At 70.1% G+C, this 13,350-nt stretch carries 14 protein-coding genes; 9 read left to right on the top strand and 5 right to left on the bottom strand.

What is annotated here, in order from left to right:
• Window positions 1-31: 31 nt before the first annotated feature.
• On the bottom strand, window positions 32-835 hold the full coding sequence (locus SLW56_RS11855) for a YiiX/YebB-like N1pC/P60 family cysteine hydrolase (protein WP_017915697.1): 804 nt from the start codon (window positions 833-835) through the stop codon (window positions 32-34).
• Window positions 836-940: 105 nt separating this feature from the next.
• Complete coding sequence (locus tag SLW56_RS11850; RefSeq protein WP_039728364.1) at window positions 941-1,411, bottom strand: hypothetical protein; 471 nt, start codon at window positions 1,409-1,411, stop codon at window positions 941-943.
• Between the two features lie 404 nt (window positions 1,412-1,815).
• Here SLW56_RS11850 and SLW56_RS11845 point away from each other — a divergent pair, with 404 nt between their 5' ends.
• The 6 genes from SLW56_RS11845 to SLW56_RS11820 all read left to right on the top strand — a co-directional run bounded on the left by SLW56_RS11845 (window position 1,816) and on the right by SLW56_RS11820 (window position 8,340).
• Window positions 1,816-2,670 carry an IclR family transcriptional regulator gene (locus tag SLW56_RS11845; RefSeq protein ID WP_017912848.1) on the top strand — a complete coding sequence of 285 codons (855 nt, stop codon included), beginning with the start codon at window positions 1,816-1,818 and terminating at the stop codon, window positions 2,668-2,670.
• A gap of 104 nt (window positions 2,671-2,774) precedes the next feature.
• Complete coding sequence (locus SLW56_RS11840) at window positions 2,775-4,181, top strand: MFS transporter (protein ID WP_320694891.1); 1,407 nt, start codon at window positions 2,775-2,777, stop codon at window positions 4,179-4,181.
• A 109-nt stretch (window positions 4,182-4,290) separates the two neighbouring features.
• Entirely contained in the window at window positions 4,291-5,220 is a 930-nt protein-coding gene (locus tag SLW56_RS11835; protein ID WP_026144587.1) for a dihydrodipicolinate synthase family protein, read from the top strand.
• A gap of 282 nt (window positions 5,221-5,502) precedes the next feature.
• Window positions 5,503-6,801: a carbohydrate porin gene (locus SLW56_RS11830; protein WP_320694890.1), complete on the top strand. Its 1,299-nt coding sequence runs from the start codon at window positions 5,503-5,505 to the stop codon at window positions 6,799-6,801.
• Between the two features lie 118 nt (window positions 6,802-6,919).
• Window positions 6,920-7,909: an MBL fold metallo-hydrolase gene (locus SLW56_RS11825; RefSeq protein ID WP_320694889.1), complete on the top strand. Its 990-nt coding sequence runs from the start codon at window positions 6,920-6,922 to the stop codon at window positions 7,907-7,909.
• Between the two features lie 191 nt (window positions 7,910-8,100).
• A complete protein-coding gene (locus SLW56_RS11820) occupies window positions 8,101-8,340 on the top strand; it encodes a DUF1653 domain-containing protein (protein WP_152240110.1) in 240 nt (79 codons plus the stop codon).
• 34 nt (window positions 8,341-8,374) lie between these two features.
• Here SLW56_RS11820 and SLW56_RS11815 read toward each other — a convergent pair whose 3' ends face one another.
• A complete protein-coding gene (locus SLW56_RS11815; RefSeq protein ID WP_017910105.1) occupies window positions 8,375-8,530 on the bottom strand; it encodes a hypothetical protein in 156 nt (51 codons plus the stop codon).
• Window positions 8,531-8,952: 422 nt separating this feature from the next.
• Between SLW56_RS11815 and SLW56_RS11810 the strand changes: the two genes are divergently transcribed.
• Window positions 8,953-9,546, top strand: coding sequence for a TetR/AcrR family transcriptional regulator (locus SLW56_RS11810; RefSeq protein WP_295957675.1), 594 nt, complete (start codon window positions 8,953-8,955; stop codon window positions 9,544-9,546).
• 44 nt (window positions 9,547-9,590) lie between these two features.
• Window positions 9,591-10,202 (top strand): cytochrome b, encoded by a 612-nt coding sequence (locus SLW56_RS11805; protein WP_017912854.1) that lies wholly within the window; start codon window positions 9,591-9,593, stop codon window positions 10,200-10,202.
• A gap of 12 nt (window positions 10,203-10,214) precedes the next feature.
• On the opposite strand, the gene SLW56_RS11800 is transcribed toward SLW56_RS11805, so the two are convergent.
• Together SLW56_RS11800 and SLW56_RS11795 are read right to left on the bottom strand one after the other, a co-directional pair.
• Window positions 10,215-11,318 (bottom strand): ATP-binding protein, encoded by a 1,104-nt coding sequence (locus tag SLW56_RS11800; RefSeq protein WP_295957673.1) that lies wholly within the window; start codon window positions 11,316-11,318, stop codon window positions 10,215-10,217.
• Complete coding sequence (locus tag SLW56_RS11795; RefSeq protein ID WP_051067644.1) at window positions 11,315-12,046, bottom strand: response regulator; 732 nt, start codon at window positions 12,044-12,046, stop codon at window positions 11,315-11,317. The genes SLW56_RS11800 and SLW56_RS11795 overlap by 4 nt, the downstream gene beginning before the upstream one ends.
• A gap of 150 nt (window positions 12,047-12,196) precedes the next feature.
• On the opposite strand from SLW56_RS11795, the gene SLW56_RS11790 reads away from it, so the two are divergent.
• Complete coding sequence (locus SLW56_RS11790) at window positions 12,197-13,345, top strand: efflux RND transporter periplasmic adaptor subunit (RefSeq protein ID WP_320694915.1); 1,149 nt, start codon at window positions 12,197-12,199, stop codon at window positions 13,343-13,345.
• Window positions 13,346-13,350: the final 5 nt, after the last annotated feature.

Raw genomic sequence — 13,350 nt, 5'->3', positions numbered from 1 at the left:
CACCACAGTTTCACGCTGCAGCCGTCTTCCGTCAGGCCAGTGCGGCATCCATCGGCGCGCTCGCAGACGGCACGCCGGCGGCGTGCGGCTCCCACACCAGGCGATGGAAATCGAAGCCCTGCTGCAAGCGCGGCTTGACCACGTTGAAGTACGGCGAGACGTCGAAATCGCGCGGCAGCGTCAGGCTGTGATGGCGCGGATGCAGGATCTCCGCGTCTTCTCCGGCATCGCTTCCCGTCGGCGGCGCCTGGTCGATTTCCGGCAGGATGGGATAGCGGATCGCGCCGAACGCCTGCGCCAGCAACGTCGAGCAGATCGCCCGGGTCGGCTCGCCGCTGCCCAGCTCCAGGAAGCGCCGCTTCACCGACGACGGCAGCGGCGGCGTGCGGATCAGGTAGCGCGCCAGGTCGAAGATGTTCTTCAGGTCGTAGCTGTTGCCGACCCGCGAGACCATGTACTCCACCACGGTCTCGATCTCCTGCGCGCTCAACCCGACCGGACGGCAGATGCGGGTGTGCAGGCCTGCGAACTCGCTCAATCCCACCAGGCGGACGCCGACGTTGATGTCGACATCGCAGAACAGCGGCGCTTCCTCGCCGGGAAGCGCGGCCACGTGGTCGCCGATGTACAGCGCCGCATGCGACCAGGTGGACTGGCTCAGGTACTTGATGGCGGTGGAGAAGCGGCTGTTGCCCTCGACCAGCAGCACGTCGCCCTTGCGCAGGGTGGCACGCAACAGCTGCGGCGGGCTGGTCGGCAGTTGCGAGCCATGGCGGCGCGGCTTGGACAGGAACTTGGCCAGGTGGCGGCCCAGCAAACGTGGCAAGGACAGCATGCGCGTTCCCCCGAGGGACGGCCGCTTCGGCGAAACGGCTCCGCTATCCGCAATGGCGGCCATGCGCTGGATTTCTTGAACGGCGTGCCGGCGCCAGCGACCGGCTCACGGTTGCCGCAGGATCGACAGCTCCACGAACTGCGCGCTGCTGGAACGCAGGTAGACCGCATAGCGGCCACGGCCCGGCACTTGCACCAGAAAGCGGTCTCCCGGCACCGGCTGGAGCTTGTCGACCGCGGCCGCACCCAGCGGCGCGATCCGCAGCCGCACCTTGGCATCGTCCTGCGCTGGCGTGAGATTGGCGATGGTCAGCGCGCCATCGAAGAGGGTGCGGCTCTCGCCCGGCAACAGACTCAGCATCAGCGACATCGCCGCGGCCTTGGCGTCGCAGGCACCGGCCTGCGCCTCGGCCAGCTGCCGCTGCAGCGGCTTGACCTCCACGTACTGCACGAAGCCGTAGGTCGCGCCGATCACCACCAGCACTGCCGAGACCTCGGCGGCGGTGCGCTTGAACGAGAGTGCTTGCCACCATGTCTGCGCCGGCGGGGGCGGCGTCTGTCGGGTCGTTCGAGCCATGCATCACGGTATCGATGCCGCCATGCCGCTGTCTGCCAGCACGGCTGACATCGCCGCGCACGGCCGCGTTCGTCTACCTGGCGATACAGACGCGACGCCACCCGCCTCGCGATAGGCGCCGCCCCAAGCACGGACATCGCGCGATGGCGCGGCATGGCCTCGCGCCTACGCAACTCCCAGCAGGCGATGACTCGTCTTTCGGAGGTTTCGAAACCACGGATCGTCGACGCGCAGGGAGAACCGCCCACGCATGTTGCGCCGCAACTTGACGCATCGAGCGCCCGGGCGGAGTCTTGGCATGAAATTTCGAAATTATTTTCGCAATCCGAAATTCACTTGTCAAGCGACATCACCGGGCGGGTCGAGCAAGCTGGCGATTCCCCCGGGTCCTCCAGGAACTGCAGATGATCAAGACGACTTCCCAGCGCGCGGCCGGCGCCGCGCCCGACGACGGCGACGAGGCCGGGGACAAGAAGCTGCGCAGCACCGTGCAGTCACTGGCCAAGGGCTTTCGCGTGCTCGAGGCGTTCTCGTCCGAGCACGAGGAACTGTCGCTGAGCCAGATCGCGGCCCTGGCCCGGCTCGATCCCGGCACCACCTTCCGCATGCTCAACACCCTGGTCGAGCTGGGCTACGTGCACCGCGTGCCGGAGAGCCGCCGCTTCCGCCTGACCCTGAAGGTGCTCGACCTCGGCTTCCACGCCATCGCCCGCCGCGATCTGCGCAGCGTGGTGCGGCCGCTGCTGCGCACGCTGGTCAGCGACGTCAACGAAGCGGCCAGCTTCGCGGTGCTGCAAGGCCCCGACGTGCTCTACATCGAGCGCGTGCGCGCCGGCATCACCCGCCTGGGCGTGGACATCCGCATCGGCACCACCGTGCCCAGCACCCGTACGGCGATCGGCCTGGCGATGCTGGCGCACCTGGCGCCGGCGGAAGTGACGCGGGTGACCGGGGTCGACGTGCAGGGTGCGCAGACGCCGGAGATCGCCACGATCCGGCGCACCTTCGACAGCATCCGCCGCGACCGCTACGTGATCCTGGAGTCGATGCTGACGGAGGGCCTGCGCGTGCTGGCGGTCCCGGTGCTGGATGCGGACGACTATCCGCTCGGCGCGATCAGTGTCGCCGCGCCGTCGGTGCGCACCAGCCACGCCGAACTGCTGGAGACCGCCCTCCAGCCGACGCTGCTGGCCGCCAAGGACATCGCCTTCGCGATCCAGGCCAGCGGGAGTGTTGCCGTGACCGCCCCCAGCACCTGATCCGCCCGGGCCACCGCCCGGCCCTCTCTGTCGGTCTCGCTGCGTGGACGCTTCGGCGCCCGCGTCGGGGTCCCCTTGTCCTGCGAAAGGCAGCCACGATGCTCATGCCCACCACAGCCCCTGCCCCCACCGCCAACGCCACCGCCCGCACCCCGTCCATCGCCGAGGCGCAGGCGGAGATCGGCGCACGCCTCGAACGCCTGCCGATCACCCGCAAGGTGTGGTGGGCGCGCAACATCGTCGGCGCCGCCACGTTCTTCGACGGCTACACGGTGATCGCCATCGCCTACGCGATGCCGGTGCTGACCAAGGAATGGCAGCTGTCGCCGGCGCAGATCGGCACGATCCTGTCGGCCGGCTACCTGGGCCAACTGCTGGGCTCGGTGTTCTTCGGCTGGCTGGCCGAGCGCATCGGCCGCCTGCACGTGCTGCTGTTCACCATCCTGCTGTTCGTGTCGATGGACGTGGCCTGCCTGTTCGCCGGCAGCGCCGCGGCGATGATCGCGTTCCGCTTCGTCCAGGGCATCGGCACCGGCGGCGAGGTGCCGGTGGCCAGCGCCTACATCAACGAACTCATCGGTTCGAAGAAGCGCGGCCGCTTCTTCCTGCTATACGAGGTGATGTTTCTGCTCGGCCTGGTCGCCGCTGGCGGCATCGGCTACTTCCTGGTGCCGGCCTACGGCTGGAAAGCGATGTTCATGGTCGGGCTGATCCCGGCGGCGATCATGATTCCGCTGCGCTTCTTCATGTTCGAATCGCCGCGCTGGCTGGCCGCCAAGGGCCGCTACGCCAAGGCCAACGCGATCGTGGCCGAACTCGAGCGCAGCGCCGAGCGCCGCCATGGCCCGTTGCCGGCGCCGGTGTTCGACCGCAGCGCGCTGCCCAAGGTGCAGCGCTCGGACTGGCGCGAGCTGTTCGGTAGCGTCTATCGCAAGCGCACCCTGGTGATCTGGAGCCTGTGGTTCTGCTCCTACCTGGTGGCCAACGGCATCATCACCTGGCTGCCGACGCTGTACCGCACGCACTTCGGGCTGTCGCTGCAGCAGAGCATCGCCTATGGCTTCTTCACCTCGCTGGCCGGCGTCGCCGCCGCGGTGGCCTGCGCGCTGTCGATCGACAAGGTCGGGCGCAAGCGCTGGTACGGGCTGGCGTTCGCCGCCGGCGGGCTGCCGCTGCTGGCGCTGGCGGCGCTCGGCGGCACCTCGGCGCCGCAGGTGCTGGTGTTCGCGGCGCTGGGCTACGCCGCGGTGCAGACCATCACCTTCTCGCTGTACCTGTACTCGGCCGAGCTCTACCCCACCCGCATCCGCGCCATCGGCACCGGATTGGGCAGCGCCTGGCTGCGCCTGGGCTCGGCCTGCGGGCCGCTGCTGGTCGGCGCGGTCATCGCCGGACTCGGCATCCGCTACGTGTTCGCGGCCTTCGCTGCCTTGCTGCTGGTCGGCGCCGTCGTGACCTGGCGCTTCGCCCTGGAAACCAAGGGCAAATCGCTGGAGCAGCTGTCGCCCTGAGCGTATCGCCGGCACTGCCGCCGGCGCATCGCACAACACCTCCGCACCACCCCCGTCGGACCCCGCGTTCGATTCCATCCCCCGTTGATCCAAAGAAGAGGAAATGAGCATGAGCACCATCGACCTGAAAGGCCTGGTCCCCGCCCCGGTCACCCCGTTCACCCGCGACGGCGCCGTCGACTATCCCGCGATCAAGCGCATCGGCGCCTGGCTCGGCGGCATCGACGGGGTCAAGGGCCTGACCGTGCTCGGCCACGCCGGCGAAGGCACGTTCCTGGAGCGCGACGAACAGGCCAAGGTGATCACCGCCTTCCGCGACGCCGTCGACGGCCGCATCCCGATCATCGCCGGCATCACCCTGGAAGGCACCCGCGTCGCCGCCGACGAAGCCAAGCGCGCGGTCGCCGCCGGCGCCTCCGCCGGCCTGATCTATCCGTCGCACGGCTGGCTGCGCTTCGGCTACCAGAAGGGCGCGCCGCAGGACCGCTACAAGGCCATCCACGAGGCCAGCGGGCTGCCGATGATTCTGTTCCAGTACCCGGACGCGACCAAGGCCACCTACGACCTGGAGACGTTGCTGGAGATCGCCGCGCTGCCGGGCGTGGTCGCGATGAAGAACGGCGTGCGCAACATGAAGCGCTGGGACACCGAGATCCCGGTGTTCCGCAAGGAGCGCCCGCACGTGCCGGTGCTGACCTGCCACGACGAGTATCTGCTGCACACCATGTTCGACGTGGATGGCGCGCTGGTGGGCTACGGCTGCATCGCCCCGGAGCCGCTGCTGGAGATGATCGCCGCGGGCAAGGCCAAGGACTACGCCAAGGCGCGCGCACTGCACGACCGTCTGCTGCCGGTGACCAAGAGCGTCTATCACCGCGGCTCGCACATGGAAGGCTCGGTGGCGCTGAAGTGGGCACTGGTCGCGCGCGGCCTGCTCGATCACGCCACGGTGCGTTCGCCGCTGCTGCCGCTGGCCGAGGGCGCCGACAAGGAGATCGCTGCGGCGATGGCCGCCGCCGGCCTCGGCAAGGTGGGCTGACCCGCACGGGTTGCCTCCAGCTCGATGGGCCGCGCAGTTGCGCGGCCCATCCGCTGCGGCGATGGCGTGCGCCTCGGCGCCGCGCAACGCGTTCCGGTCTGCCCTCGCGTTTCTTTGCCGGTCCCCCCACAGGCCTGCACACAGGCGTGCCCGTCGCCGACGGACGCGACGCCGTGCTGCGGCTCCACGACCGGAAGGTGTCTTCCCTTCGCGCACTGCCGCGTCGCCGCGCACCCACCGCGCACGTCCGGCGAGTGCTTCGTCTCGTCCGTGGAGCGTCCCATGTCCCGTTCTCTTTCCTGCGTCTCGTTGCTGGCGGCGGCCGCCGCCCTGCCGGCCTGCGCCATTGCCGCCGACACCACGCAATGGCTCGACGACCACGGCATCGCGCCGCGCCTGGTCTGGTCCAACGACTATGCGCGCAACGTCGACGGCGGCCTGTCGCGCGGCGACCGCAATGCCGGCGGCGTGATCGCCGGCGCCGACCTGGATCTGCAACGCCTGTTCGGCATTTCCGGTGCCACGCTGCACGCCACCGGCGCCCGGTACTACGGCGACAGCCTGTCGCAGCGGCAGATCGGCAACGGCGTCAAGGTGCAGGGCTATTGGTACCCGCAGCAGCAGGCGCAACTGGCGCAACTGACCTGGGAACAGACCTTCGCCGACGGGCGCTGGCAACTGGTCGCCGGGCGCATGAACACCACCTGGCAATTCGCGCGCAGCCGCTACGGCTGCCGCTTCGTCAGCGCCTCGGACTGCCCGTTCCAGCTGAGCCAGGCCGATGGCGGCTTCGTCGGCTTTCCCTACGTGAACTGGGGCGCGAAGCTGCGCTACAAGCCCGAGGCCACCTATGTCTCGGTGGGCGCGTTCGAACTGAACCCGCAGCGCAAGAACAACCACGGCCTGGACTGGAGCACCGCCGACAGTACCGGCGTGCTGGGCGTGCTCGAGGTCGGCTACGAACCCGATCCCGCACGGGGCAAGGGCGCACCGCGCTACCTCGCCGGCCTCTGGTACAACTCGGCCGACTACAGCGACCTGCGCTACAACCAGGCCGGCGGCTTGCGCGGGCTGGTCGGCGGCCCTGCGCGCCTGTACGACGGCGGGCGCTGGGGCGCCTACGCGCTCGGCGAACGCGCGCTGTACCGGCCGCAGGGCATGGCAAGCAAGCGCATGCTGGTCGCCTTCGGCAACATCGCCGCACCGTTCGACAAGCACCAGGTCTACGACCTGCAGGTCACCGCCGGCCTGTACTACAGCGGCCCGTTCGCGGCGCGGCCCGGCGACGGCATGGGCGCGATCGCGCACTACTATCGCTTCAGTGCGGACCAGCAGGGCTACATGAACGACCTGCTGCGCAAGCGCGGCGCGGCCGCGGACATCGCGCGCAACGAACTCATGTTCGAACTCAACTACAGCTACCGCATCGCGCAGACGCCGCTGTTTCTGGTGCCGAACGTGCAGTACATCGTCCATCCCGACATCCTGGGCAATCCCGCGGCGCGCCGTGCGCCCGACGATGCGTTGGTGATCGGGTTGCGGGTGATGCTCAACATGGGTGGGCTGGGCACGCCGAAGTGAGGCCGCACTTGGCACCGGCCGGGGACCAATATCGCGGCAGCCGAGGCAGGCGCGCACGCACGCTTGCGCCGCTGGCGGTTAACCTTCCCTCCCCTTGCGTCATCCGGATCGCGCCTCAATGGCCAACCCCTACTACCGTGGCCCCGTCAGCGACCATTTCGATGGCGTGCGCTTCTTCAACCCCGGCCAGCCCACGATCGACAATGCGCTGAGCAAGGTCCTGCGCTGGAAGGCCGCCATGGGCGCGGTGCGCTGGCCTGCGCAGGTCCCGGTGACGCCGGCCATGCCTGCACCGCGGCACGACGGCCTGCGCATCACCATGGTCGGCCACGCCACGCTGTTGATCCAGGCCGCCGGCCTCAACCTGCTCACCGACCCGGTGTGGTCGCAGCGCGCCAGCCCTTCGCAGATCGCAGGGCCCAAGCGGGTAACGGCACCGGGCATCCGCTTCGCGGACCTGCCGCCCATCGATGCGGTGTTGCTGAGCCACAACCACTACGACCACTTCGACCTGGCGACCTTGCGCACGCTGCACGACGCGCACCAGCCGCTGTTCGTGATGCCGCTGGGCAACGACGTCCTGCTGCGCAAGCGCGTGCCCGATGCGCGCATCGCCACCGGCGACTGGCACGACCGGCTGCCGATCGGCGACACCGCGAAGGCGACGCTGACCCGCGCCAACCATTGGTCCAGCCGCGGCATCGCCGACCGCAGGATGGCGCTGTGGTCCGGCTTCTTCGTCGAGACCGCGCGGGGATCGGTGTGGTTCGCGGGAGACACCGGCTACGGCGATGGCGCCATCTTCCGCGAGATCCGCGACCGGCACGGCGCGCCCGACGTGGCGTTGATCCCGATCGGCGCTTACGCGCCGCGCTGGTTCATGGCGCCACAGCACATCGACCCCACCGAAGCGGTGCGGATCTTCCGCGACACCGGCGCGCGGCGCGCGCTCGGCATCCACTGGGGCACCTTCCAGCTCACCGACGAAGGGCGTGATGAGCCGCGCGAAGCGCTGGCCGCCGCACTGCATCTGGCCGGCATCGCCGCAGCGGACTTCGTCGCCGCCGAGCCGGGGCAGGCGTTCGACTTCGCCGATTTGGCGCCTTGACGTGCGCAGAAGTGAAGCCTGCGGGCGACAATGGACGCTGCTTCTTAAGGCCGGTTGCCTGAGTTTCCCCCGCAGGAGCGTTCCGTCGTCACGACGCGGCGAACCGCCGCGGTCGCGCAATTCGCCCTCGCAACGCAAAGAGCGCAGGTGCAGACGGCTACACTCGCGCTCCCGCCAACCAGGACACCGTCATGCGCGACCTCAGCCCGCTGCCTTCCATCGCCCTCGGCCGCTACCGCCACTTCAAGGGCGGCGAATACGAGGTGCTGGGCATGGTCCGCAGCAGCGAAACGCTGGAACCGCTGGTGCTGTACCGGCCGCTGTACGGCGAAGGCACGCTGTGGGTGCGGCCGTATCCGATGTTCGTCGAGCAGGTGGAGATCGATGGCGTACGCCGCCCGCGCTTCGCGCCGATCGACGCGGACGCCTGAGCACGGCGCAGGCGAGCGCGCCGCGCCCGACGCGCTAGCGCTTGGCCGCGCTGTCCACGTCGCTCTTGGTCGCGGCGTGATCCTGTGCCGGGCGGTTGCGGTTCTTCTTGGCGCGCGTGACCAGATACAGCATCGCGGCGATCAGCAGGACGAACAGTCCGGCGACCCAGGGCATCAGCGTGGTGTCCATTCGACACTCCAATTCGGTTGCACAGCGGTCACCAGACCACACCCGCAGTGAAGGCCTTGGCTAGTGCGACGGTGAGGTCGGCGTCGTGCCGGCGCATCGCATGCGCACGATGAGCGGTTCCGTCGCGCAGTCCTGAGCCGCCGCGACGGCGTCCTTTACGACGGCCTTCGCGACAAGCACAGCATCACTTGGGTTTGCGACCAGGCGCATTCCGCACGCCGCCGCGATCGCGCTGTCGATGCCTGAGAGGCCCTGGCCGAGACGTTCGCAGGACGGGCAAGCCACTCGAATCTCAGGCCTTCGGAGCGCACCGGCTACCGTGCCGGCCAAGCTGCCCAGCGCACGCCGAATCGACCGCGACACATTGACATACGCCCTGTACGCAAATAACGTACGCCACGTATGTGAATGGAGGCCCGCCCATGCACCAGCGCCGCAGCCGCCGCGAGATGATCGAGACCACCCGCGCCAGCCTGCTGGTTGCGGCGCGGCAGGCGTTCGCCACGCACGGCTTCGCGCACACCTCGATGGACGTGTTGACCGCCGAGGCCGGTCTTACCCGTGGCGCGCTGTATCACCACTTCGGCAGCAAGGACGGCCTGCTGATCGCGGTCATCGAGCAGATCGAGGCCGAGGTGGGCCTGCGCCTGCAGGCGGTGTCCGACGCCGCGCCCACGCCGTGGGACGGTTTCCGCCGCCGCTGCCGCACCTACCTGGAACTGGCGCTGGAACCGGAGATCCGCCGGATCATCCTGCAGGACGCGCGCGCCGTGTTCGGCGACGTGCCGCCGGCGGCGCAGTCGGTGGGCATCGCCGCGCTGCAGGCGGCGCTGGAAGCCCTGATCGCCGCCGGCACGGTGGCGCCGCTGCATGCCGGGGTGATGGCACGCATGCTCTACGGCGCGATCACCGAGGCGGCGTTCTGGATCGCCGAGCCGGACGCCGACCTGCACGCACGGCTGGCCGACGCGCTGGACGCCCTGGACCGGCTGCTCGACAGCCTGCGCACGCCCTGATTCCGCAGCACTCCCCGCCTCGCCACTCGACCAGGATCACGCACATGCACTGGCGCAATACCGCACAGCGCTTCGGCGCCCTCGCCAAGCTGTTCCACTGGACCACCGCCGCCGCCTTCATCGGCGCCTATGCGGTGGTGTACTACGTCATCTGGTTCATGGACGACACGTCGGACGCCTCGCTGCCGGTGCTCAACCTGCACTGGGTGCTGGGCCTGCTGGTCGGGTTCCTGGTGCTGCCGCGGCTGTTGTGGCGCTGGCTGGACGTGCAACCGGACGATCCGCCGGGCTCGGCGCTGGAACACCGGCTCGCGCATCTGGCGCATTGGGGCCTGTACGCGCTGCTAATCGTGATGCCGCTGACCGGCTACATCGGCACCGGCGCGCCGACCGACCTCGGCCTGTTCCGCATTCCCGGCTTCAACGAGACCGCGCTGTTCGCCTGGATCAGCCGCACCTGGCACCTGAGCTGGGAGGCGTTTGAAGCGCCGATCGACGTGGTGCACCACTTCATCGGCAAATGGATCGCATGGGTCGTCGTACTGCTGCACGTGGCCGCCGCGCTGTTCCATCACTGGGTCCGGCGCGACGAGGTGCTGACCCGCATGCTGCCGGGGCGTACACCGCGCGTGCGCAGCGACGCGACCTCCGCCTGAGCCAACGCGCCTCTAGCGCGACGCCGGCACCTGCGCTGTGCGCGTCGCGGCCTCCACTGGCGCCAGCGGCCAGCGCACTTCGAATCGTGTCCCGCTGCCGGCCGGCAGGCACAGCGCATCGCCGCCATGCGCCACGGCGATGGCCTTGACCACCGCCAGGCCCAGGCCGCTGCCGCCGCTCTTGCGCGAACGCGACGGATCGCCGCGGCGGAACGCATCGAACACCCGCGCGGCGATCTCGGGCGCGATGCCGGGGCCGGTGTCTTCCACGAACAGCACGCATTGGCCGGCGTCCGCCTGCACGCCCACCCGCAGCGGGCCCGGCTCGGCATAGTGCTGCGCGTTTTCGAGCAAGGCCATCAGCGCCTGGCGGATGCGCACCGCATCGCACAGCACCGGCGTGCGCAGCGCCAGCACGGGTTCCAGCACCAGCCCGCGCGCGTCCAGGCTGGCGCCGAAGGCATGCAGCACGGCCTCCACTTCCCGCGCCAGGTCGGCCGGCGCCGACTGCAACTCCAGGTGCCCGCTGTCGGTGAGGCTGAGCACGCGCAGGTCCTCGATCAGCCGGTTCAGGCCTTCCACCTGCCGCAACAGGCTCTCGAACGCCGCCACGTCCGGCACGAACACGCCCTCGGCCAGGCCCTGCAGGCGCCCGCGCAGGATCGTCACCGGCGTGCGCAGTTCGTGGGCGACGGCGGCATTCCAGAATGCGCGCTCGCGGGTCATCGCCTGCAGGCGGTCGGCCATGGCGTTGAAGTCGCGCACCAGCTGCGCGGTCTCGCCCAGCGCATGCGCATCCATGCTCGCGCGTGCGTGCAAGTTGCCCTGGGCGACTTCGCGCAGGCTGTGCGCCACCGAGTTCAACGGGGTGAGGATGCGCCGCGACAGCCGCACCGCCACCGCCACCGCGATCGCCACGGCCAGTGCGGCGGTGGCGCCGATCCACATCATCTCCACCCGCGACGGCACCCAGGTGTCGGAGATGCTGTTGGGCTGGTAGGCCGCCGCCAGCGCGTAGAACACGTAGGAGCCGACCACCGACAGCAGGATGATCCACAGCGCCAGCGCGCCCAGCGACAGGATGACCTGGCGGCGCAGCCCGGGGGCGCGATTCATGCGCCGGATCCGAACCGGTAGCCGACGCCGCGCACGCTGGCCGGCGTGCCCTGCACGCCCAGCGCCTCCAGCTTCTTGCGCAGCTTGCTGATGTGGCTGTCGATGGTGCGCTCCTGGGTGTCGCCTTCCGGCAGGCAGGCGTCGAGCAGTTCGGCGCGGCTGAACACCCGCTTCGGCGCGCGCATCAGCCGCACCAGCAGCTTGAACTCGGTGAGCGTGAGGTCCAGCGTGTGCCGCTGCTCGCCCACGCGCACGCTGGCCTCGTGCTGGTCGAGATCGACATGGAAGGCGCCCACGCGCAGGCTGCGCGCCTCCTCGGCGCCGTTGCCGCGGATGCGCCGCAGCACCGCCTGCACCCGCGCCACCACCTCGGCCGGGTTGAACGGCTTGACCACGTAGTCGTCGGCGCCCAGGCGCAGGCCCATCAGCTTGTCGATGTCCTGGTCCAGCGCGGTGAGCATGATCACCGGAGTCTCGCCGCGGTGGCGCAGTTCGGCCAGCACCTTCCAGCCATCCGCCGCCGGCAGCTGCACGTCCAGCAGGATCAGATCCGGATCCAGCGCCAGGTGCAGGTCCAGCGCGGCGCGGCCATCGGCGGCGTGGGCGCTGCGCAGCCCGCTGCGCGCCAGGTAGGCGCTGAGGATCTCGGCGATCTCGCTCTCGTCTTCGGCGATCAGGACCAGCGGCGCGGACGCGGGCACGGCGGCGCCCGGAGAGGAAACGGACATGGAGGCAGCGAAGGCGCATCGGCCCGGACGGGCGGATCTCCATCATATCTCCACATCGCATCGAACGCCGCGCAACCCGCGGCCGCGACCATGCGCGGCTTTGGCGTCCGCCGCATCCGCGGCGGCAGCGACGAGGCACGAGGCATGGGCATGCGGCAACAGGTACGGACTCTGGGACTCGGCGGCGCGCTGGCGTTGGCCCTGGCGGGCTGCGGCGGCGGCGCGCAGCCGCAAGCGGTGGCCGCGCCGGTACAGGTCACCGCGGTGACCCTGCACCCTGCGCCGATGACGGTGAGCGTGGACCTGCCCGGCCGCGTGGCCGCGCTGCGCAGCGCACAGATCCGCCCACAGGTCGGCGGCATCGTGCAGCGTCGCTTCTTCGAGCAGGGCGCCGATGTGCGGCGCGGCGATGCGCTGTTCCAGATCAACCCGGCACCGTTCAAGGCCGACATGGACACCGCCGCAGCCGCACTGCACCGTGCCGAGGCCGCGCAGGTGCTGGCCGACGTGCAGCATGCCCGGCTACAGCGGCTGGTCGAATCCGGCATGGTCAGCCGGCAGATGTACGACGACGCCGCCTCGCAGCGCAGCCAGGCCGCCGCGGCGGTCGCCGAGGCCAAGGCGACGCTGTCGCGGCGGCGCCTGGACCTGGCCTTCGCCACCGTCGACGCACCGATCGACGGCCGCATCGACCAGGCACTGCTCACCGAGGGTGCGCTGGTCTCGCCCAGCGACAGCGCGCCGATGGCGGTGATCCAGCAGATCGACCAGGTCTACGTCGACGTGCGCCAGTCCGCCAGCGACCTGGACCCGCTGGATCCGGCCGCGCGCGCGCAGGCCACCGGCGACGACGGCCTGCCGGCGCAGATCCTCGACCGCAGCGGCACGCCCTCGGGACTGAGCGGGCGCGTGCTGTTCTCCGGCATCACCGTCGATGCCGGCACCGGCGATGTGCTGCTGCGCATCCTCGTCGACAACCCGCAGCGGCGCCTGTTGCCCGGCATGTACGTGCGGGCGCGGGTGCCGCGCGCCCACTACGCGCAGGCGCTGCGCGTGCCGCAGCAGGCGGTCACCCATGTCGGCAAGCGCGCGCAGGTGTGGGTGCTGGGCGCCAATGCGCAGGTGCGCAGCGCGACGGTGCAGCTGGGCGAACTCGTGCAGGGGCACTACCGTGTCGTCGCCGGCCTGCAACCCGGGCAGCAGGTGGTGGTCGAAGGCATCGACCGGCTCAGCACCGGCGCCCTGGTGAAGGCGCGTGCGTGGCAGCCGCCGGTGGTCGCCACCGCCGCCGCGGACTGAACCGG

It is taken from the genome of Xanthomonas sp. LF07-6 (genome assembly GCF_034105445.1).
In the GTDB taxonomy this organism is placed as follows: domain Bacteria; phylum Pseudomonadota; class Gammaproteobacteria; order Xanthomonadales; family Xanthomonadaceae; genus Xanthomonas_A; species Xanthomonas_A sontii.
This window is presented reverse-complemented; position numbering and strand designations above follow the sequence as displayed.

Bases quoted from the DNA above. Each gene is read 5' to 3' on its own strand.
- SLW56_RS11855 (WP_017915697.1), bottom strand. From the start codon at position 835: ATGCTGTCCTTGCCACGTTTGCTGGGCCGCCACCTGGCCAAGTTCCTG.
- SLW56_RS11850 (WP_039728364.1), bottom strand. From the start codon at position 1,411: ATGGCTCGAACGACCCGACAGACGCCGCCCCCGCCGGCGCAGACATGG.
- SLW56_RS11845 (WP_017912848.1), top strand. From the start codon at position 1,816: ATGATCAAGACGACTTCCCAGCGCGCGGCCGGCGCCGCGCCCGACGAC.
- SLW56_RS11840 (WP_320694891.1), top strand. From the start codon at position 2,775: ATGCCCACCACAGCCCCTGCCCCCACCGCCAACGCCACCGCCCGCACC.
- SLW56_RS11835 (WP_026144587.1), top strand. From the start codon at position 4,291: ATGAGCACCATCGACCTGAAAGGCCTGGTCCCCGCCCCGGTCACCCCG.
- SLW56_RS11830 (WP_320694890.1), top strand. From the start codon at position 5,503: ATGTCCCGTTCTCTTTCCTGCGTCTCGTTGCTGGCGGCGGCCGCCGCC.
- SLW56_RS11825 (WP_320694889.1), top strand. From the start codon at position 6,920: ATGGCCAACCCCTACTACCGTGGCCCCGTCAGCGACCATTTCGATGGC.
- SLW56_RS11820 (WP_152240110.1), top strand. From the start codon at position 8,101: ATGCGCGACCTCAGCCCGCTGCCTTCCATCGCCCTCGGCCGCTACCGC.
- SLW56_RS11815 (WP_017910105.1), bottom strand. From the start codon at position 8,530: ATGGACACCACGCTGATGCCCTGGGTCGCCGGACTGTTCGTCCTGCTG.
- SLW56_RS11810 (WP_295957675.1), top strand. From the start codon at position 8,953: ATGCACCAGCGCCGCAGCCGCCGCGAGATGATCGAGACCACCCGCGCC.
- SLW56_RS11805 (WP_017912854.1), top strand. From the start codon at position 9,591: ATGCACTGGCGCAATACCGCACAGCGCTTCGGCGCCCTCGCCAAGCTG.
- SLW56_RS11800 (WP_295957673.1), bottom strand. From the start codon at position 11,318: ATGAATCGCGCCCCCGGGCTGCGCCGCCAGGTCATCCTGTCGCTGGGC.
- SLW56_RS11795 (WP_051067644.1), bottom strand. From the start codon at position 12,046: ATGTCCGTTTCCTCTCCGGGCGCCGCCGTGCCCGCGTCCGCGCCGCTG.
- SLW56_RS11790 (WP_320694915.1), top strand. From the start codon at position 12,197: ATGCGGCAACAGGTACGGACTCTGGGACTCGGCGGCGCGCTGGCGTTG.